The sequence below is a fragment of the Bacillus sp. L_1B0_5 genome, from assembly GCF_000836715.1.
GTDB lineage: Bacteria > Bacillota > Bacilli > Bacillales > Bacillaceae_G > Bacillus_A > Bacillus_A thuringiensis_S.
This window is the reverse complement of record NZ_JXIS01000009.1, coordinates 59,433-80,989: the sequence shown is the minus strand read 5'-3', so window position 1 is coordinate 80,989 and position 21,557 is coordinate 59,433. Positions and strand designations below refer to the sequence as shown.

Below are 21,557 nucleotides of genomic sequence, written 5' to 3'. Positions count from 1 at the left end.
AATGCTATAATATTGTAATCAATCGTAAAGGAGATCACATATGGGAATTGAACTCGTTCACTTTAGTACTGGTAAACCGAAACAAATGAAATATGGCGAAGATAAAGAAATGATAACAGGTATATGTAAAGATCCTACAGAAGAGGCCTTTCTCTCCAAAGACGGATTCCTTGGTGATGACGTAGCGGATTTAAAACATCACGGGGGACCTGATCGCGCTGTTTGTGTGTACCCACACGAGCATTACGCACTATGGGAAGAGGAATTTCAAACTACGCTTCCAGCTTCCACATTTGGCGAAAACATTACCGTAACAAATATGTTAGAGCGTGATGTTTGCATCGGAGATACATATCAACTAGGTGAAGCAATCATTCAAGTGACACAAGCTCGCGTTCCTTGTAGCACAATTTCAAAACGTCTTGGCATCCCTGGCATACTGCCGCGCATTGTAGCAACTGGATTTACTGGCTACCTATGCCGTGTTCTTCAAGAAGGTACTGTACGTAAAGATTCTAAAATTACATTACTAGAACGTCAACCGAGCAATGTTTCTGTTTTGTTCTCTAACGAAATTTATTTTCATAATAGAAAAGATAAAGATGGCATTGAAAAAATTCTTGCTGTCCCAGAACTAGCTGATATTTGGCGTGGTCAGTTAGAAGATCGTCTTGCGAAGTTAAAATAAAGTGAAACTTTAATCAGTGGGGGTTTTGTTAATTCCCCACTGATTATCAGCCCTCACCAATCGGGCTTTTATGGGCAGCCCGATTCCCACTTAACTTCTTCGCTTTCGCTGAGTTTTGAGGTGGGGATCTTACTGCCCTGCAAATAGCGGGATAAAGAATCCCACCTTTTGCAGGTGGGATTTTATTAATCTATCCAAAAATACACTAGACAATGAAATGATATTGACGATTAGACAAATACCAATATTCCATCTACATCTTACAACCAATAAGAAGAATAACTCCCCAGCACAGTAACAGAAAAACCGAGCGCTTCAAGTTCCATCGTTACACCTGGCAATAATACGTCATCGTACGCTTTATCGACATCGATTAAGAAAAAATAATTTCCAAGACCTGTTTTCATCGGACGCGATTCGATTTTTGATAAGTTTAATTTTCTCCATGCGAAAGCTGATAACACTTGATATAGGGCACCTGCATAATCCGCAGGTAACGTTATCATAAGCGTCGTTTTCTCTCCGCGGTTTTCTCCGTTATTCGGGAGTATTGCTTTCTTTTTCTTATGGAGAACGAGGAAGCGTGTATGGTTATTTTTATGCGTATGAATGCTACGTCTTACAATTGTTAATCCGTATTTTTCTGCAGCTGCTTCATTTGCAATAGCGGCAATTTTTTCTTCAGGATGTTCTTTCACATATTGCGCAGCGGCACTTGTGGATGTCATATCTCGAACAGTTACTCCTTTTAATTCTTCATTTAAAAACTTATGGCACTGTGCAATGGCATGCGGATGAGAATGCACCGCATATACTTCATCCCACACTTCTGCATACTGCGGATGCACAAGTAAATGCTGCTGAATTGGTACTGTAATTTCTCCTACAATGGAAAGTGGCTGCTCATGTACAAGATAATCAACCGTTATATTCACTGAACCTTCTATTGCATTTTCTAACGGTACGACTGCGAAGTCTACATTTTCATTTGCAGCTGCATCTATACAATCTGGAATCGTTCGATACGGTACATGATCTGCTTCCGGAAAAAAACGACTCACCGCCATATTTGTAAATGTTGCTTCTGGTCCTAAATATCCTACTCGAATCATCGTCTTTTCCCCTCTTTTTCGTTTTCTTACTGTTATACCATACTTTTTTATATTCTTCTATGTAAATTTCGAATATTAAAAAAAGACTAGCGTTTGCTAGTCTAAATGTTTCTTATATTCTCTTTGAGCGAAGAAGAAATAAATGATACATGCTACGATATAAAACAGAATGAACAAGCCTACTTTTTTTAATGATCCATCCATAAAGAAAGTATTATGAAACGTATATAACGCAACTGCACTATGCATACTCCCTACTATAATTGGCGCAAAAAATAGCATACATAATTGCCAACGAGAAATTTTCCATACTTCTTCCTTCGTCATTCCAAGTTTAGAGAGTGCACCATACTGCTTTCGGTCCGATGCAATATTATGGAACCATTTAAAATACACGATACTACATGAAGTAAGAAAGAATAATATACTAATAAACGAGCCTACAAATAGAGTAATATCGCCGCCTTCTTTCATACTTACATATAACTCCATATTACTTCGAAATGCATTATTATTATCTTGTTTCATATGTTTCCGTAAATCTTCATTCAATTTCTTCGTCTTTTCGATATTTGATAATGTGTAGCCTCTATATATCATCTTTTCAGAATCAGGAACCTTATCTGCTATATTGTCAAAGTCTTCATCATTCATAACGAAGAACAGACCATTAATGTACGAAGGGTGATAGTTAAATTGAACCCCCTCTTTCTGACCGTTAAATACGAATTGATATGGTTGATTCATTACTTGCAATTGAATCTCTTTTTGATTATATACATTCGAATTATTGTATTTATTATAATAAACGAGTGTCACTGTACCTTTTTTAGGATGATATGTTTTCTGTTTTTGTTTCCTCGCTTCTTGGTTATAATCACTTTCTTTTATAAGCGGTGCTATTGTTGTTTCTCCTTTATTAGACTGAAAGGATGCATACACTCCAACAAAACTCATATATTGAAAATCATCATACCCATATTGATTCAGTAATTTTTCAACCGCACCTTCTTCAAAGACTTCATAAGTAGAAATACCTTTTTCTATGTACGAAAACGAGTGTACCCCTCCAGTTCGCCACATATCTTGCATGCTAGAAAAATACAAGAACACCGTACCTGTTGCCGTAACTACAAATGTCGTTGCCATAGACATCAGAAAGAAAAAGCGACCATTTTCCTTCATTCGATGTGACAATTGATTCACTATAAATAAATATGGATATGTATACATAATCTTTTTATTTCGCTTTATCATTTCTAACACTTGGGTAGCTCCATGCGCGAAAGAAAAATACGTTCCCAAAAAGACAAGTATAGACACAGGGAAAAAGCATATTGCTATCGTAGCCATCGTCACTTGTAGCGCCAACGCATACCCGCCCACTAAACAAGCAAAACCGAATAAACAAAGCCACTTTGATGTTTTCTTCTCTTTTTTATCTGTTCGAAATTCTTTCAATAACCGAATGATTTTTATATTCCATATACGTAAAGCACTTATAAAAGATAACAGAATAAAAACGACCATATATGTAATAAATGTTACACCAATCGCACTTACGTCAAATATAACAGGGAGTTCTTTCGGAAGCCCCAGTAACATACTAAACACCATGAAGAAGAGCTTTAAAAAGATCATGCCCAGCCCTATACCGAAAATATTAGCAAAAATTCCAATTAATATTTGCTCGGTCATAATTACTCCTATTACGTTAGACTTCGTTGCTCCCATTAACATATATAGTCCTAATTCTTTCTTACGTGCTTCTATGAAAATAGAAGTAGAGTACAAAATAAATATGACGAAAAAAGAAATGATTATAACATTACATATGATAAGTACCCAGCGTACGTTTTGATACCACATCGTCTCTTGCATATACGGATGTACAATAACAGACATATATGCAAGAGATGCAAATATTGCAAAACAACTACTTAAGAAAAACACTTTATAATTACGCCAATTTCCTTTTATATTTTGCAGCGCTAGTTGCCGAATGTTCATCTATCGTCCTCCTGTAACTTACTACATAGGCAAAAAGCTAGAGGTTCCCCTAGCTTTTTATGTGTTTTAAATATCCTCTTTGCGCGATCATAAAGTAAATGGCAGAAGCTAAAATGTATGCTCCAATTACAAGCGCACCTGATTTCCACAAATCAATATAAAGCATTTTCCCTAACGTATGAAGAGCAAATCCACTATGAATGGAACCGATTAAAATTGGGATAAAGAAGATAACTCCCATTTGTCGAATCGCAATTTTGCGAATTTCTTTATCTGTCATACCGATTCTCTTTAACGATTTAAATTGAATACGATCTTGTTCTTTATCGTTAAACCATTTAAAGTATGTCATACTACAAGCGAAGAAGAAGAACAGTACCGCCACGAAGAAACCGATGAACATTGTAATCGCTCCACCTTCTCTTATATCCTTATACGCAAACACTGAATTTCTCAATTCTCCTTGCTTTTCTGGTGCAATTTCATTTTTCAAATCTAATACAAGATCTTCTGTACTTTTCCAATCCTCAATATAATAACCGTAATATTTCGTCTTTTCTTCATCTGGTACGAGTTTTGCATACTTCTCAAAATCTTGATCATTTACAACGAGATATTCACTATCATTAAAAACAGAAAATGAAGTTGGGCTATTTAACTGAACAGACTGCTTTTGTCCGTTAATTGTAAATTCATACGGTTTCGTACGGTCTATCTTCATCAGTTCATTTGCCATATCGACCATAACCATCGTTGCACTGCCTGGTGCATTATGAACTTCTGTAACTTGCTCTCTCTTTTGTTCACGCACTTCTGCATTATATTCTTTTTCTGAAATAATCGTCATCGGTACTTCATGTTCACTATTAAACAACGTTATTTTCTGTGTTGCCGGTAGTTTAACGTAGGTTACTTTTCGCGCATCTTCAAACCCGTGTCTCTTCACAAGCTGCTGTACCTTTTCTTCATTAATAAGGTTATGCGTATTTAACCCCTTTTCCTCATATGAAATAGCATGTGGAGTTTTGACTACCGTTTTATAACTCATATCCTCAAAATATACGTAAAGCGTGCCAACTGCCGAGGATACAACCGCCGTAATAATAGAAATTACAAATAGAAAACGAGCATTATCTTTCATTTTATAAATAAGATTGCTAAGTACGAACATATTTGGATATGTATAAAAAGATTTTTTTCGTTTTTGTAACGCCTTTAATACGACTGTACTACCTTGTGTAAATAGCAAATAAGTTCCGCCTATCGTCAGCCCTACAATCGGTAAAAACAGAATGATAAAATTCATAAATGTTACTTGGAAGCTAAGTACATACGCAGCAATAATACATCCTATACCAACTACACATAACCATGTAAATGCAAACGGCTCTACTTTTTGCTTTCTTGCTTCTCTTAATAAATCAATAATTTGCAAGCGTCCGACTGTCCAAACACTAAACAACGATAGGATTAAAAATAGAATAAAGTATACACCAGCTGTAATAAGAATTGCTTTACTATTCCAAACGAGTGGAAGTGTCTTATCTATTTTCAATAATACGCTTAACGCTTGGAAAAATAATTTTGAACAAAGCATTCCAGCCCCAATACCAACTACAATTGCAATACTACCTAACATCAGTTGCTCTAATATAATCATTCGGCCGAGCTGCGATTTCGTTCCGCCTATTAATGTTAGTAGACCAAACTCTTTTTTTCTTGCTCGTAAAAACGTTGAATTTGCATATAAAATAAAGAGTGCCGAGAAGATGACCACAATATAATTCATCGATTCTAATCCTTTTGTGATCATCGTCCTCATACTAATATTACCGCTTACGACATCTGGATGATAAATAAAAGAAGCATACATGAAAAATACGACAATCGATAAACAACTACTTATAAGAAACGCTTTATAGTTACGCCAATTTCCTTTTACGTTATTAAGCGCGAGCTGGCGAAAGTTCATGATACTCTCCTCCTAGCATCGCAAGTACGTCCAAAATTTCTTGGAAAAAGGCTTGTTTCGTTCTTCCTTTATGTATTTCCGAGAAAATTTCTCCATCGCGTATGAAAAGGATACGTTCACAATAACTAGCCGCTACTGGATCGTGCGTAACCATTGCAATCGTTACTTTCTTTTGCTCGTGTAAATCTTGCAGAGCGCCCATTAGCGATTTCGCTGACTTTGAGTCTAAGTTTCCAGTTGGCTCATCTGCTAAAATTAATGTCGGTTCATGAATGATTGCTCTCGCTGCTGCTGCACGTTGTTGTTGTCCCCCAGATACTTCGTATACTTTTTTATTTAAAATTTCTTCGATGTTTAAAAACTTCGCAATCTCAAGCACTTTCGCATCGATTTCATTTACAGATTTCTTCGCCATTACAAGCGGTAAAATGATGTTTTCTTTAATGGATAACGTATCAAGTAAGTTAAAATCTTGGAAGATGAATCCTAAATGTGTACGGCGAAACTCTGCTAATTTTGCAGCACGCATTTGATTAATTTCTTCTCCATTTACAAGCACATGACCTGAAGTTTGCTTATCGATTGTTGCTAATAAATTTAAAAGCGTTGTTTTCCCGCTTCCTGAAGGACCCATAATCCCTACAAATTCGCCTTCTTCTATTTTAAAATTTATATCATTTAAAGCAGTCGTCGCTACTGAACCTTTCGATTGATACACCTTTGTTAATCCTTTTACTTCAAGAACACTCATTTCTAATCCCCCTATGCGTTTTCTTCTTACATTTACTATAAGAAAAATAAGAAAAAGAAACGAGTGATTTCCCTTACAAAACGTTTTGTTATCTTACAGTTTTGTCATTTTTCTCATTAATGTATGATATTCTTCATCTTTTGCAAATTGGAACGTGAATGTTGTCCCTTCTCCTTCAGCCGATTGAACATACATTCCATGATGTAAATTATCGCAAATTTCCTTCGTAATATATAAGCCCATCCCAGTCGCTTCTCTCGTCTTACGTCCATTTATTCCCGTAAAGAATGGATCAAATATGCGCTTTACGTCTTGCTCTGGAATACCAATTCCATTGTCCTTAATATGTAATAACACCTTTTGATTTTTCTCTTCAATTTGAAATTGAATTTCTTTTTTCTCTGCCGCTGAAATTTTTGTATACTTGATTGCGTTTACAACAATTTGACCTATAGCAATACTCAGCCATTTTCTATCAGATGCAACCATACAAGTATCTTCTTCAAACATCACTTTCGGAAATACAGACGATTGAATGAAGGATTTTCGATTTTCATTAATAATACCTCGCACGACATCTATAACATTTACTACTTCTACTTTATAATCCTTCGCGAACTGCTCTAGCCTTGCCATATGTAACGCTAAATCTAAACCATTTAGTATACGGTTATTTTCTTCACGAATACTTTCAACTGTTGCTCTTGCCTCACGATGCTCCTTGCCAAACTTCTGCAACAATAATTCAATAACAGATACTGGTGTTTTCATTTGGTGAATCCATTGGTTCATAAATATCATTTGCTGTTGCTCTTTCGCATGCTGTTTATGAACTTCATTCATATATTGCTGTCTTAATAACGTAAAAGATTCAACGACCATTTCTTGCTCTAATGTATAAGATTCATCAATAAGTAAAGAGTCATGTAATGTATTTCCGCCATTAACATACTTTTGGATCCTCTTTAAAAACACACTCCGTTTTCGGTAATCGTAAATGAGGTATACAATAAACACAACTGTTCCTAACAAAAGTCCATATAACCACGTACTCCAATCAATGGATTTCTTTTCTAAAAGACTTTGCAACTGCAAAACGAGCCCAAATAAACAAAGGCTAACAATATAAGAAAGAATTAAAGAAAAGCGGTCCATAAGGTAATTTTTAACCTTCATGCCCTTCGCCCCACTCTGTAAGAAGCGCATAACCATATCCACGTTTCGTTACAATTGCATTTTTAATGCCTAGCTCCTCTAGCTTCTTCCTTACACGTTTTACATTTACGGTTAATGTATTATCATCCACAAATGCTACTTCATCCCATAGGGCTTCTAACAGTTCTTCGCGCGTTACATATTGATTCACCTGTTTCATTAAACACTCTAATAAGTAAAACTCATTTTTTGTCAGTTCAGTTTGTTGTCCCTGCCACTCAACAATATGCTGGGACGGGAATAACAACAGTCCATTTACACCTAAACAATCACTCTCAGCAGCAGAAGCATACTCTCCATAACCACGGCGAAGTGCACTCTTCACCTTTGCCATTACGATATCTAAATGGAATGGCTTCGTAATATAATCATCCCCGCCATTTTCAATCGCCATTACTTGATCCATTTCCCCTGTTCTTGCAGAAACAAAAATAATCGGCGCATTCGATACAGTACGAATTTGACGACACCAATAAAAACCGTCAAAGTACGGTAAATTAATATCAAGTAACACGAGATGAGGATTTACTTTTACAAACTCATCTTTTATATGACGTAAATCACTTGCTCTAAATGATTGATAGCCATACCTTTCTAAATGCTCTTCTAATATTCCCGCGATTTTCTCATCATCTTCTACAATTAATATTTTATACATGTTCGTTTTCTCCCCATAAAAGAATTCTTCTAAAACCACTCCCCTTTTTATTATAAATTGAAAATTTAATTAGTGGGGATTTTTTCCTATATAAATCTGATTTTTACGATATAAAAAAAGACTGCCCTATTTCGGCAGTCTTAGTCGATAAATTCAAATTCATATTCAAGAATTTTTACAATATCTCCGTCTTTTGCACCACGTGCACGAAGCGCTTCATCAATACCCATTCCACGCATTTGGCGAGCGAAACGACGTATAGACTCATCACGTGAGAAGTCTGTCATTTTGAATGTCTTCTCGATATCGTAACCAGAAATAACAAACGTGCCGTCACTTTCACGTGTAATTTCAAATTTAAGACTTTCAGCATCAAATTTATACATTACACTTGCTTCAGACTCTTCGACAACATCGTACATTGGGAATTCTGGTGTTGTTTCTAATAAGTTCGCTACTTCAAATAGTAAATCACGAACACCTTGTTTCGTTACAGCTGAGATTGGGAAGATTTTTACTTCGTCTCCCACTTTCTCTTTAAATGCTTGTAAGTTCTCTTCTGCATCTGGCATATCCATTTTGTTTGCTACAACAACTTGTGGACGCTCTGTTAAACGCATATTGTATTCTTTTAATTCATTATTGATTGTAACATAATCTTCATATGGCTCACGGCCTTCTAAACCAGACATATCAATAACATGTACAATTACACGTGTACGCTCGATATGACGTAAGAATTGGTGTCCAAGTCCAACGCCAGCATGTGCGCCTTCAATTAGTCCAGGAAGGTCAGCCATCACGAAGCTGCGGTTATCACCAGTTTCAACAACACCAAGATTCGGAACGATTGTTGTAAAGTGATACTCTGCAATTTTCGGACGTGCTGATGATACAACAGATAATAATGTAGATTTACCTACACTTGGGAATCCAACAAGTCCAACATCTGCTAGTACTTTAAGTTCTAGAATGACATCACGTTCTTGACCTGGTTCTCCGTTCTCAGCGATTTCTGGTGCTGGGTTCGTAGCTGTTGCGAAACGTGAGTTACCACGGCCACCTCGGCCACCTCTTGCGATTACAGCAGTTTGTTCATGCGTTACTAAATCGGCAAGAATTTGACCAGTTTTTTCATCTTTTACTATTGTTCCTGGTGGAACCTTTACGATTAAATCTTCAGATTTACGTCCGTGCTGACCTTTACTCATTCCGTGCTGACCGCGATCAGCTTTGAAATGACGTTGGTAGCGGAAGTCCATTAATGTACGTAAGCCTTCCTCAACTACGAAAACAACATCTGCACCTTTACCGCCGTCGCCACCTGCTGGGCCACCTTTAGGAACATACTTCTCACGACGATACGCAACCATACCGTTACCACCGTCGCCGCCTTTTACATATATCTTGACCTGATCTACAAACATTATTTCACCACACTTTTTTCAATTGGTTGTAATATAACTGAGACTTCTTCGTCTCGCACTGTATAAGAAATGGAATACCATTTATTGTTTTGGGTCGCAAGCCAATTCTGTAGTTCTTCTACACTCGTTAGCTTACCACGAAAATCAAAAAAGAAACGAGCATTCTCCGCGTCACATTCAATTGTGATACAAACATAATTTTCAACATATACGTCTAAACTATGCTGAAGCATTGAGAAAAATTGATTCGTCCATGTACATACAGTCTCATCTAAGTGAGATAAGTTATGTAATTTCCCTAATACTTCGTACTCCAATAAGCACGGCTGCTGTTTCCAATTATATGTTAAAATCCACTCTGAAAATAAAGGCATTGATAACCCCATCAGATTGGATTCTTGTCTCGCTTCTTGGACAAAACGATCGATGAGACTATGAATTTCTTCCACTTTTCCAAGTGAAAGGTTTCCTTTCACCATCTGCATACGATTGAGCCAATCATGTCTTGAATGGCGCAATGCATCTATAATTGTCCATTTTTCATTCATTTAGATACCCCTTAATATAGAAAAACTCTAACCTGCACTCAGGTTAGAGTTTTCCGTGAGTTCTTATGCTTCTTGAGCAACAGGATATACGCTCACTTGTTTGCGGTCACGGCCAAGACGCTCAAAGCGTACTACGCCGTCAACTTTCGCGTATAAAGTGTCATCGCCACCACGACCAACGTTAACACCTGGATAAATTTTTGTACCGCGTTGACGGTAAAGAATTGAACCACCTGAAACCGTTTGACCATCTGCGCGTTTAGCACCAAGACGTTTTGACTGAGAGTCACGACCGTTCTTTGTACTACCTACACCTTTCTTAGATGCGAAAAACTGAAGATCTAATCTTAACATACGTTACACCTCCTGCACTTTTTCTATTAAACGGATATACTTTCCGTAATCAAGTTCGATCGTCTTAAGCGAAACAACCAATCCTTCTAAAAGTATCTGTGCTTTTTCTGCTGCATGAACGTCTAAATCATTAGGCAATTCATACGTTAAGAATCCGCCATCACTTCCGAGTTCAATAGTTGCCTGCACATTACAAAGTTCTTCCACTGCATTTATAGAACCAAACACAACCGCTGTAGTTCCAGCACAGACAAGGTCTTGTCCATGTGGCGCATAATCGGCATGTCCAGTCATTTTAAATGATTGGATACTTCCTAATTTCGTGCGACTTATCGTAATTTTAATCATGTTAACCAGAATTAAGCGTTGATAGCTTCAACAACTAGCTTAGTGTAAGGTTGACGATGACCTTGTTTCTTACGATTGTTCTTTTTCGCTTTGTATTTGAAAACGATGATTTTCTTAGCGCGACCTTGTTTTTCAACTTTCGCAGTAACTGTTGCACCTTCTACAACTGGGCTACCAACTTTAACGTTTTCGCCACCAACGAAAAGAACTTTGTCAAAAGTAACAGTTTCACCAGCTTCAACATCTAATTTTTCAATGTAGATTGCTTGACCAGCTTCAACTTTAATTTGTTTTCCACCTGTTTCGATAATTGCGTACATACTTGCACCTCCTCTTAATTACTAAGACTCGCCAAAAACGAGGTAGACATAAATGCCTTTAGGGAACCTGTCTTGTGCGGTTGTAGCATATAGCCGTTTAGGTGCTATAAACTATAACATAAAGATGTTACCATAATTCATTGAGTATTGTCAATGAATCTTCTACTAACTATTTTTTCCGTTCTACAATTTCTTTTTTACTTCCAAAACGGATAATAGCGTACTTTTCGATAATATCATCTTTGAAATAAATTTCAAATGGAATATTTTTTTGTAATTCTTTTTGCAAAAATTGTTTTTGCAGTTCTTTAGGCGCAGCGATTAATACTGCCTCATCCTCTATGTTGCCATATGTGATTAATTCTCTCTCTAGCTCATACGCAATTGTTTCATACGACATTACATAACCCGTCGCTTTGCAAGATACACACTCTTCTAGTAATACGTCACGTAAAGAATGTTTTTTACGTTTTCGTGTCATCTCCAAAATTCCTAACTCAGTAAATCCAAGCACTCTTGTATAAGTACGATCATCTTTCATAGCAGCTATGAGACATTCTCTTACCTTTTCTTTATCTTCTCTTTTTTTCATATTAATAAAATCAATTAATATCATACCACCAATATCACGAAGTCTTAATTGGCGTGCAATTTCTTCAGCTGCCATCTCATTTGTGCGAAGTACTGTATCTTGTAAATTTTGTTTCCCAGTAAACTTGCCCGTATTCACATCAATTACAGTCATCGTCTCCATTTGCTCTACAATTAAATAAGCACCATTTGGAAGCCACACAATTTTTTGGAGTGCTTTCTCAATTTCACGCTCTATTCCAAAATGGTTAAACATCGAAGACTTTTCATTATAAAAAGATACTTTTTCTTTTCCAACTTTGTCTTCTAATTCTTTTACTATACTTCTTGTATCTACAACTACTTTTTCAATTGTTTCAATTGGGTTCTCTTGAAATACACGATCTAAAAAGGTCGCCGGTCGATGAAGTAATAACGGCGCCTTTCCTTGATCCTCTTTTCTTTTTAACTCTTCATACAACTGTTGTAACCCTTGCATTTCAGCTTGTATTTCTTCAATTTCCCCTTTTTCAGAGGCAGAGCGGAAAATGTAACCTCCCGTTCCTTCTACTTCAATTTCAAGTAACTGTTGTCTTCTTTTATTATTTTTTATTTTCCGAGAAACAGCTCGCATCTCATCAAACGGCATATAAACGACATATTTCCCGGTAAATTCTATATTCGCTGTCAACTTAGGCCCTTTCGTATCAATTGCCTCTTTCACAACTTGTACGAGTATCGCTTGCCCTTCATGTATACGATAAGAAGCTGGTACATCATCGTATGAAAGATACGCATGTTTTTCTAAACCGATGTTTACAAAAGCTGCGTTCATTCCAGCAATTGTTCTTACGATACGTCCAACATAAATATGCCCAACAATTTCTTGCTCTTCATTACGTTTCCATAAAAACTCAACAATCTTGTTCTTCTCTTCAATTGCAACGCGCTTTTCCGAACCAGCGTAATTCACATATAACGTTTTCAAAATTATTTCCTCACTTTATAATCTTCTTTGCTTTTACAATAATAAAAGGTTAGTGCTATCGTCAACACTAACCGATTAATTCTTCAACTGATGAAGTTGTTCGTTTTTCAGTAAAATATGCATAGAGCAATTCATTTTCATCCAATGTGTAATGCTCTTTATATTTTCCACGGACGATAATAGAATGCTTATATCCTCTACGAAATTTTGTGAATATCTTATATAAATGATCTTCTGATTGCACTTCAATAGGTGCAATCTTTTCAATCCCTCTTTTATTTCCATAATAACGTTCTAATAAAAAACGCATAAATGCATACCGTCTTTGTTTCCACTCTTGATATAACGACACTGCCAAAAATATGAGTAGTACCCACATCATAATATTGTTACTATTCCAGAGCAACTGCCATCCTAATATTACACCAAAAAAAACACATGACAATTTCATCATCTTTTCATGTGCTTGTAAATAAGGAAAACGATATGATAGTATATTAAACAATACTTTCCCGCCATCTAACGGCCAAATAGGGAGTAAATTAAACGCTAAAATAATTATATTATTCCACATAAAGAAATAATATAAATCTGCATTCAGCCAACCGGCTTCAAACAACATATAACCTACCAGCATCATCCAAACATGTTGAATCGGTCCTGCAATTACGACAACAAGTTCCTCTTTCAATGACTTATTACCATGTTCCTCAAGCTCGGCGACACCACCAAACGGCAAAAGCTGAATTCTTTTTATACGCCAATTATAGTGTGCTGCTGCAAAAGCATGCCCAAGTTCATGAATAAGAACGATACAAAATAACAGTAGTAACTCTTTAAAACGTGCAGTAAAAATACCAATGACAATAATAACCCAAAATAATGGATGCACGGAAATTTTCGTTAAAACGTCCCTATATTTAATCAAATGATATCACCTGGATCGGATCAATAAATTTTTCATTCTTTTTTATCGCAAAATAAAACTTTCCATTTTTATCATTTGTATCATTACTCACCGTTCCAATTTTTTGTTTTTTTGAAACGTAATCATATAATTTCACTGACATATCGTTTAAGTTTGCATACCATGACTCCGTACCATCTGCATGTTGAATTTGAACTGTATTTCCAAGTTCCTCTTTCTTACCCGCAAAAACAACTAATCCTTCATTCACTGACTCAACTGTTGCATTTGTAGCTGTTTGGACAAATACACCTTGGCCATTTTTTTGAAACCCTTGCATTACCTTTCCAGAAGCAGGAATTGCATAATCTTTTTGCTGAATACTTCCTTCTTTTTTCTCGTTTGGCGAATAGAATACGAGCGGTTTTCCAAATTGCTTTTCGTACCATTTCGCTACAGTAGCAAACTGAAATTCCTCTTTCATCACTTTTTCTGTAACAGCTTTAGCTCCATTGAATGAAGAAGGAGCATTCTTATATAAAATAGCAACCGAAAGAACTAATATTGCTGATAATAAAACTTTGAAGAAAAAGACTTCCTTTCGAAATAAAGGATGCATTTCCTTTTCTCCATCTTCAATAAATACTGTTTCGCTATCAAAATTCCCTCCGGTAAAATACTGCTCTTCCTCCATCCTTTCTTGCTCGGCCTTCCTTTTTGCAATCCGCTTTTTAATTTCTTCTACGCGTCTATTCTTCATACTGTCTCCTTTCTTTCGTTAAGCTAATTTCAATAGAAACAGTTGTATACAGTTTGTACATATGTATGAGCTAAGAAAGAAAGATATTCGTGTGAAGAAAAAAGAAAGCACTTCGCATATATGCGAAGTGCTCTTAACGGATTCCAAAGAAGTTTTTCACCTTTGCAAATACCGATACCTTTTCTTGTTCAAATGCTTGTAATGGTACATTCTCACCTAACAAGCGTCTTGCAATATTACGATAAGCCAACGCTGCTTTTCCGCTTGGTTGCAACGCCACAGGTTCACCTGTATTTGTAGCTCGAATAACTTCATCGTCATCTTCGACAACACCAAGAAGCTCGATTGACAATGTACGTACAATTTCATCAACATCTAACATATCCTGTTCATGAAGCATATGACTACGTACACGGTTAATAACAAGTTTCGGTGGTTCAATATCCTCTTTTTCTAAAAGCCCAATAATACGATCCGCATCGCGCATTGAGGATACTTCTGGCGTCGTAACAACGATTGCTTTATCCGCACCAGCTACCGCATTTTTAAACCCCTGCTCAATCCCCGCAGGACAATCAATTAATATGTAATCATAATCTTGACGTAATACTTGTATTAATTCATCCATTTGTTCAGGTGTTACCGCTGATTTATCACTCGTTTGTGCTGCAGGTAATAAATAAAGATCATCAAAACGTTTATCTTTAATAAGAGCCTGAGGTAAACGGCAACGCCCTTCAACGACATCAACAAGATCAAATACAATACGATTTTCCAGCCCCATTACTACGTCTAAATTTCGAAGACCGATATCTGTGTCAATTAAGCACACTTTCTTTCCAGATAACGCTAGGGCCGTACCAATGTTCGCAGACGTTGTAGTTTTACCTACTCCGCCTTTTCCAGATGTAATTACTATTGCCTCTCCCACAGCTATACAATTCCCCTTTCTAACTTTGTTAAATTAGGTCTAAGATGAGTGAGAAGTTGCAGGCGATCGACAACAATGTGATTGTTCTCATTAATATACGCACATTCTGCCGCCTCCGCTCCGTCTTCTTTCTCTTCCGGAGCCCGCATTGCCACATCACTAATTCGAAGTTGCATCGGGTTCATAACAGATGCAGCGATTACAGCATCCGAATCCCCATAATACCCAGCATGCGCAATTCCTCTTAATGATCCTACAACAAAAATATTCCCCCCAGCGATAACCGTTCCGCCTGGATTAACATCTCCAATTAACAACAAATTTCCTTTTACATGTAAAACTTGTCCAGAGCGAACAATTTTGGAAATAGGGACAATTTCTGTTTCTTCTTTCCAAGCTATTGCTTCTGCTTTAGTGATAACATCACTTTCAATTGAATCCACAACAAGATTCTTTTTATTACGAATTAACGTACGAATCTCTTCTTGTTGGACTTCTGTTAAATAACGATTTCCTACTTTCACATGCACTTCAATTAAAGAGCGCCCATCACCATCGTAGTAATGTGTAGAAAGTTTTTCGTCTAATTCCATCAATAATTCTGAGAATGAACAACAATCATCTAAATGAAGCGTTATCCCATCTTTTGTCCCTTTTATCGTTACATTTTGTTGCTTTTTTTCTTCCACTAAAGTTCACCCCACCGATTCAATTCGACATAAAATTAGAAAATCCTTTTTTCTTTTTCTTCCATCGCTTTTGAAAGACGCACTATATATCGTCTCAGTGGGAAACAAACTATCAATAAGAAAATAGCATTTAACAATAAAGTAGAAAGGAGACGATCTGTGAAAAAGACATGCGCTGGCATATGAGTACGTCCTAACAAAGTTAAGAATCCATACACATAATACTCTAGTGCTACAATGCTAGCTAATATGATAGAAACAACAATAAATAAATTCAATTGTAATACTTTCATCACACTATAAACTAAATAAGCTAAAATCGGATAAGCAAAAATATATATCCCGACAAGTTCTGTGTATACGGTATCAAATAAGAAGCCAAATAATAGTCCGTAATAAATCCCTTGGACCGGACTATAATACACTGTAATAAAACATAAGACGATTATAAAGAAATGCGGTGCTGCTATACTGTCTTTCCAAAACACATCCGTTGGAACAACTGTAGCAAACATATTTTCAAATAGAAACACAAAAAGGAGCAAAAGAGGAAGAGCTGCTCTTTTTAATATCTTCATCATCTCTTCTTCTCCTCCTATTCTAATGGCGCTGAAGGTGTTGCACGTTTAGCAACCGTAATATGCTCTACGTCATTTAAATCAGCGGCAGGTTTTACATAAGCTGTTTTTGTTAAGCCATATGCATCCGGCTGAACATCAACGATTTTTCCAATTACAAGACCTTTCGGGAAAATATCACCAAGTCCAGATGTTACAACTAGTTGATCTTTTGCTACCGGTGCATCAGAGCCAATCTTTGTGAAAAGAAGTAATTGTTTTTCTTTGTCATAACCTTCAATCAAACCAAAGATTTTCTCTTGCCCTTGTACAATAGCAGAAACGCGATTTGTTCGGCTCATAGAACTTAGTAATTCTACTGATGATGTAAACTGAGATACACTTTTCACTCTTCCAACTAACCCTTGTGAAGTTACTACAGCCATATCTTTTTTAATTCCTTGCTGTGCCCCTTTATCAATTCCAATTAAATCGTACCATTTATCTGGATTACGAGAAACAACAGTAGCTGGAATTTCAGTATACCCGCTATTTAACTCTTTCTTACCAGTTAGCTCTTGTAGCTTCTTGTTATCATCTTCTAATTGTTTTACTTTCCCTGATAGACCTGCATAATTATCTAATTTTGCTTTTAATTCTTTATTCTCTTCATACGTGCGCTTTACATCCTCTACATTTTCGAAGAATCCAGCTACGTATTTCGCTGGCTTTTGGAATACACGTTCTACAACACCGACAGTGTCTTTAACAAACTGCTCTGGCCATGTTAAACTGTTCCGTTCTTTCAATGAGATTCCAATCAATGCCACGAGAAGAATAATACTAACCAACAAAACAATTAATCTTTTGTTTAAGAAAAACTGTGGCACGTTCACACCCTCTTAATTTCACTGATTTTTATTTTGCAATATTATCGAGCAGCAGTTTTGAAAAGATCGATATTGTCTAATGCTTTACCCGTTCCAATTGCTACGCAATCTAATGGATCTTCTGCAACAAGAACTGGCATTTTTGTTTCTTCACTAATTACTTTATCTAAGTTACGTAGTAATGCCCCGCCACCTGTTAATACGATACCGCGGTCCATAATATCAGCCGCTAATTCCGGTGGAGTTTTTTCTAACGTATTTTTAACTGATTCTACAATCGCATCTACTGTATCTTTTAATGCATCCGCAATTTCTTCTGGCTGAATTAGTACTGTTTTTGGTAAACCACTTACTAAATCACGACCGCGAATTTCCATAGGCTCGATACCTTCTGGCTCGCCTGCAGAACCAATTTCTAATTTTAATGCTTCAGCTGTTCTTTCACCAATCATTAAGTTATAGCTTTTCTTAATGTACTGAATGATTGAATCGTCCATATCATCACCAGCAACACGAACTGATTGGCTTGTTACAATACCACCTAAAGAAATAATTGCAACTTCTGTTGTACCACCACCGATATCAACAACCATACTACCAGTTGGTTCCCAAACAGGTAAGTTTGCACCAATTGCTGCTGCAAATGGTTCTTCGATAGGATAAGCATCACGAGCACCCGCTTGACGAGTCGCATCGATTACTGCACGTCTTTCTACAGCTGTAATACCAGATGGTACACATACCATTACATACGGCTTACGTGAAAAGAAACCGTTTGATTTTTGAGCTTGTTGAATGTAATATTTCATCATTGTTGCAGTTGTTTCATAATCAGCAATTACACCGTCTTTCATCGGGCGAAGTGCCACAACGTTCCCTGGTGTACGACCAATCATTTGTTTTGCGTCGCTACCTACAGCAACGATTTGTTTCGTATCAGTTTGTAACGCAACTACTGAAGGTTCACGTAAAACTACACCTTTTCCTTTTACATATACAAGCGTGTTCGCAGTTCCTAAGTCTATTCCAAGATCGCGAGTAAATCCACCAAATCCAAACATATTATTTATCTTCCTTTCTTGTTTTCACGGACTCATTTTTTCTTACTTTATATTATAAAAACAGTACGTTTTTTATATCTTTATCCTTTTTGTAGATAAATTTCTACAAAAAACTCATAAATCACATTATAAAACAAAATAAGTAAAAAGCATAGTCTTAAATATGACCTTTTTCCTTTAAACTCACGAATTTATGGTCACCTATTATAATATGATCAAGCACTTCAATTCCGATAATCTGGCCACATTCTACTAAGCGTTTTGTTACTTCAATATCTTCACGGCTCGGCGTGGGGTCTCCTGAGGGATGGTTATGGAGACATATGATAGAGGCTGCTGCACGACGGAAGGCTTCTTTAAAAACTTCCCTTGGGTGTACAATTGACGTGTTTAAACTTCCAATAAAGATCGTTTGCCTATGTATAACTTGATTTTTTGTATTTAAATATAAACAAACAAAATGCTCTTGTTGTAAAAAACGCATTTCTTCCATCATGTATTTCGCACAATCTTCTGGACTTCGAATACTATATCTATTTTGATATTCTAAACGTACCATTCTTCTACCTAGTTCAAAGGCCGCCATAAGTTGCGATGCCTTTGAAATCCCAACACCATGTATACTAATTAGCTCTTCTAATGTTGCATCTTTCAACATACGCAAGCCATCAAATTGGTGTAAAATTTTATCCGACAACTTTAAAACTGTTTCTTCTTTAGAACCTGTTCTGAGTAACACTGCGAGAAGCTCTCGATTTGATAAACTTCCAGCACCTTCTAACAATAAACGCTCCCGTGGTTGTTCTTCTCTTACAACATCACGAATACCGTTCATCTCTCCACCCCTTTATTTGTTCTCTCAAAGAAAACCCCATGCAATTTTACGCATGGGTTACATCAATATCAAATTGTTTTAATTCCCGAACGAGACGTGCAATTGGTAAGCCAACTACACTATAGTAGTCCCCTTGAATATGTTGAACGAAAATAGACCCTTTACCTTGAATCCCATAACTACCTGCTTTATCAAGAGGTTCTTTCGACGCGACGTATGTATCAATTTCCTCTTCTGTTAATTCCCAAAACGTAACTTCTGTACGCTCATAAAAAGTAACCGTTTTTTCTTTTGATATAATCGCAACACCTGTATACACTTCATGTGTTTTCCCTGATAGTAATTGTAACATCTCTTTCGCCTCATCCTCATTAGAAGGCTTACCAAGAATACGCGACTCATATGTAACAATTGTATCTGCACCTAACACAATGTGATCACTATTATTTTCTGCAACCGCTGATGCTTTTTGCAAGGCAAGCGACATTACAATATCAGAAGGCGATGAATATGCACCAATTGTTTCCTCTACTTCACTTACAACGATTTCAAATGGTACGCTAGCTAACTCAAGCAATTCCTTCCTCCGAGGTGACCCTGAAGCTAAAATTATTTTTTTCATATTTTCTCCTTCCTTTCTCACATGAAGCAGAACAATTTATATCAATCGTATCAAAGGAATAGTTTGCCCACAAATGAAAGAAATATTAATTTCTCTAACTAAAAATAATACTTCTTTATTGCATACGATTATATTCCTGTCATAGAGAAAGCACTTTGCTCTAAATTCAAAAGAAAAGAAAGAAGTACATGTACTTCTTTCTTACTCATTTTATTATCCTATCATTTCACTTTCTACGAAACAATTTTTTCATACGAGAGTAACCCATCAATAATAACTTGATTTAATTTCGCCAAAGATTCCTTATCCATTTTCCCATCTTTTACTGTTTGTACAGCTACCGACGTATACATATACAGTTTCTTTGCTTCTTCTCGCTTCATACTTTTCCCTTCTTTTTCAATCACTTTCCATTCTTTTTCAATCGCTTCTATATCTTTTGCGCTGCTTTTTCCACCAACTTGTACGCTAGAAGCATATTTTGCTAAATGAGTGTATAATGGCTGCACTTTTGTTAAAAATGTTCCTACTTCTTTATCATCTTTCAGCAATGCTTTATCTGTTATATCCCAGTTCTTCTTTAAAACGGAGACACCATCATTTTTATACTTAGTCATTAATTGATTTATAGCCTGTTCATCGCTAGCAATACCAACAACTATTGCATACTTATCCCCGCTCGCTCTCAAAGCACCAATGCCCCCATTGCCTTTCCATTCTTCAAGAGCTGCCTGTCCTTTTTCTTCAGAAGAATAAAGCCCCCCTTGAACAAAAAATAATTTCATCGGATCCAATGACGTTCCTGCCTGCGCCCTTTGTTTTTCTTCTTTCGGTGCTGGTGTTTGTTCTGCCGTTCCACCCACCTTTGATTCTCCATTTCCAGTCGGCCTTGAAGCAGTTACTTCACTTCCTCCTGTTGTTCCTTGTCCAGTAAGTAAATGAAGCATCCCCATTCCAAACGCCGTACCGATAATAATTGCGGTTGCAACGATTGCAATTAATGTATTACTCCACTTCTTTCGGTATTTTTCCACAGACATTGATTTCGCTTTTTGAAACGGAACAACATTTTTCGGTCGTTCACTTTCTACTACCATCCATTCAAATTCATCTTTCTTCTTTTCCTCATACTTCGCTTCTGTTCCATTCACTTTCACTGAGATCGTTCGTGATTGCTTGTCCATACACTCACACCTCACCTCTTATCGTTGTCCGCATCATATCATATTCATTTCACAAAAAAACGAGATATTTGTCAGAGGAATTCGCCAAATAACCCTATATATTTATCTTATATGTATGCATTTGACTTCATTTGTAGAACAAAAAAACTAGATAGCAAAG

The 21,557-nt window shown here is 36.6% G+C and carries 23 protein-coding genes and 1 other annotated feature; of the genes, 1 reads left to right on the top strand and 22 read right to left on the bottom strand.

What is annotated here, in order from left to right:
- Positions 1 to 40 precede the first annotated feature (40 nt).
- Positions 41 to 688 (top strand): MOSC domain-containing protein, encoded by a 648-nt coding sequence (locus RT27_RS03405; RefSeq protein ID WP_029443361.1) that lies wholly within the window; start codon positions 41 to 43, stop codon positions 686 to 688.
- Positions 689 to 948: 260 nt separating this feature from the next.
- Here the strand turns inward: RT27_RS03405 and pheA are convergent, their stop codons facing one another.
- The 22 genes from pheA to RT27_RS03295 all read right to left on the bottom strand — a co-directional run bounded on the left by pheA (position 949) and on the right by RT27_RS03295 (position 21,397).
- Positions 949 to 1,800: a prephenate dehydratase gene (gene pheA, locus RT27_RS03400; protein ID WP_000621693.1), complete on the bottom strand. Its 852-nt coding sequence runs from the start codon at positions 1,798 to 1,800 to the stop codon at positions 949 to 951.
- A 96-nt stretch (positions 1,801 to 1,896) separates the two neighbouring features.
- Complete coding sequence (locus tag RT27_RS03395; RefSeq protein WP_043935317.1) at positions 1,897 to 3,810, bottom strand: ABC transporter permease; 1,914 nt, start codon at positions 3,808 to 3,810, stop codon at positions 1,897 to 1,899.
- A 49-nt stretch (positions 3,811 to 3,859) separates the two neighbouring features.
- Positions 3,860 to 5,782, bottom strand: a complete 1,923-nt coding sequence (locus RT27_RS03390; RefSeq protein ID WP_029443363.1) for an ABC transporter permease — start codon at positions 5,780 to 5,782, stop codon at positions 3,860 to 3,862.
- Entirely contained in the window at positions 5,757 to 6,533 is a 777-nt protein-coding gene (locus tag RT27_RS03385; RefSeq protein ID WP_000114529.1) for an ABC transporter ATP-binding protein, read from the bottom strand. Before RT27_RS03385 ends, RT27_RS03390 begins: the two co-directional genes overlap by 26 nt.
- Before the next feature lie 93 nt (positions 6,534 to 6,626).
- Positions 6,627 to 7,709 carry a HAMP domain-containing histidine kinase gene (locus RT27_RS03380; RefSeq protein ID WP_043935316.1) on the bottom strand — a complete coding sequence of 361 codons (1,083 nt, stop codon included), beginning with the start codon at positions 7,707 to 7,709 and terminating at the stop codon, positions 6,627 to 6,629.
- Positions 7,699 to 8,406, bottom strand: a complete 708-nt coding sequence (locus RT27_RS03375) for a response regulator transcription factor (RefSeq protein WP_043935320.1) — start codon at positions 8,404 to 8,406, stop codon at positions 7,699 to 7,701. Before RT27_RS03375 ends, RT27_RS03380 begins: the two co-directional genes overlap by 11 nt.
- Positions 8,407 to 8,546: 140 nt before the next feature.
- Positions 8,547 to 9,833, bottom strand: coding sequence for a GTPase ObgE (gene obgE / locus RT27_RS03370; RefSeq protein WP_000497121.1), 1,287 nt, complete (start codon positions 9,831 to 9,833; stop codon positions 8,547 to 8,549).
- Positions 9,833 to 10,381: a sporulation initiation phosphotransferase B gene (locus RT27_RS03365; protein WP_001003587.1), complete on the bottom strand. Its 549-nt coding sequence runs from the start codon at positions 10,379 to 10,381 to the stop codon at positions 9,833 to 9,835. Before RT27_RS03365 ends, obgE begins: the two co-directional genes overlap by 1 nt.
- 63 nt (positions 10,382 to 10,444) lie before the next feature.
- Positions 10,445 to 10,735, bottom strand: a complete 291-nt coding sequence (gene rpmA, locus RT27_RS03360; protein ID WP_000944957.1) for a 50S ribosomal protein L27 — start codon at positions 10,733 to 10,735, stop codon at positions 10,445 to 10,447.
- Between the two features lie 3 nt (positions 10,736 to 10,738).
- Complete coding sequence (locus RT27_RS03355) at positions 10,739 to 11,083, bottom strand: ribosomal-processing cysteine protease Prp (protein ID WP_002094147.1); 345 nt, start codon at positions 11,081 to 11,083, stop codon at positions 10,739 to 10,741.
- Between the two features lie 11 nt (positions 11,084 to 11,094).
- Entirely contained in the window at positions 11,095 to 11,403 is a 309-nt protein-coding gene (gene rplU / locus RT27_RS03350; RefSeq protein ID WP_000270907.1) for a 50S ribosomal protein L21, read from the bottom strand.
- 14 nt (positions 11,404 to 11,417) lie between these two features.
- Positions 11,418 to 11,495 (bottom strand) — a sequence feature (ribosomal protein L21 leader region).
- 77 nt (positions 11,496 to 11,572) lie between these two features.
- Positions 11,573 to 12,961, bottom strand: coding sequence for an Rne/Rng family ribonuclease (locus tag RT27_RS03345; protein ID WP_029443365.1), 1,389 nt, complete (start codon positions 12,959 to 12,961; stop codon positions 11,573 to 11,575).
- A 67-nt stretch (positions 12,962 to 13,028) separates the two neighbouring features.
- Positions 13,029 to 13,889 (bottom strand): stage IV sporulation intramembrane metalloprotease SpoIVFB, encoded by an 861-nt coding sequence (gene spoIVFB / locus RT27_RS03340; protein WP_016080180.1) that lies wholly within the window; start codon positions 13,887 to 13,889, stop codon positions 13,029 to 13,031.
- Positions 13,882 to 14,628 carry a stage IV sporulation protein SpoIVFA gene (gene spoIVFA, locus RT27_RS03335; RefSeq protein ID WP_029443366.1) on the bottom strand — a complete coding sequence of 249 codons (747 nt, stop codon included), beginning with the start codon at positions 14,626 to 14,628 and terminating at the stop codon, positions 13,882 to 13,884. Before spoIVFA ends, spoIVFB begins: the two co-directional genes overlap by 8 nt.
- Before the next feature lie 133 nt (positions 14,629 to 14,761).
- On the bottom strand, positions 14,762 to 15,559 hold the full coding sequence (minD, locus tag RT27_RS03330; protein WP_000503309.1) for a septum site-determining protein MinD: 798 nt from the start codon (positions 15,557 to 15,559) through the stop codon (positions 14,762 to 14,764).
- A gap of 2 nt (positions 15,560 to 15,561) precedes the next feature.
- Positions 15,562 to 16,248 carry a septum site-determining protein MinC gene (gene minC / locus RT27_RS03325; protein ID WP_000391521.1) on the bottom strand — a complete coding sequence of 229 codons (687 nt, stop codon included), beginning with the start codon at positions 16,246 to 16,248 and terminating at the stop codon, positions 15,562 to 15,564.
- Between the two features lie 35 nt (positions 16,249 to 16,283).
- The gene (gene mreD / locus RT27_RS03320; RefSeq protein ID WP_000975765.1) at positions 16,284 to 16,829 is read right to left on the bottom strand and encodes a rod shape-determining protein MreD; all 546 of its coding nucleotides are present in this window, start codon (positions 16,827 to 16,829) and stop codon (positions 16,284 to 16,286) included.
- Between the two features lie 14 nt (positions 16,830 to 16,843).
- Complete coding sequence (mreC, locus tag RT27_RS03315; protein WP_016080178.1) at positions 16,844 to 17,695, bottom strand: rod shape-determining protein MreC; 852 nt, start codon at positions 17,693 to 17,695, stop codon at positions 16,844 to 16,846.
- 41 nt (positions 17,696 to 17,736) lie between these two features.
- Entirely contained in the window at positions 17,737 to 18,756 is a 1,020-nt protein-coding gene (mreB, locus tag RT27_RS03310) for a cell shape-determining protein MreB (RefSeq protein ID WP_000466736.1), read from the bottom strand.
- Positions 18,757 to 18,913: 157 nt separating this feature from the next.
- Entirely contained in the window at positions 18,914 to 19,591 is a 678-nt protein-coding gene (gene radC / locus RT27_RS03305; protein ID WP_016080177.1) for a DNA repair protein RadC, read from the bottom strand.
- Positions 19,592 to 19,637: 46 nt separating this feature from the next.
- Positions 19,638 to 20,213 (bottom strand): Maf family protein, encoded by a 576-nt coding sequence (locus RT27_RS03300; protein ID WP_029443367.1) that lies wholly within the window; start codon positions 20,211 to 20,213, stop codon positions 19,638 to 19,640.
- Between the two features lie 233 nt (positions 20,214 to 20,446).
- Positions 20,447 to 21,397, bottom strand: a complete 951-nt coding sequence (locus RT27_RS03295; protein WP_043935314.1) for a hypothetical protein — start codon at positions 21,395 to 21,397, stop codon at positions 20,447 to 20,449.
- Between the last annotated feature and the right edge of the window lie 160 nt (positions 21,398 to 21,557).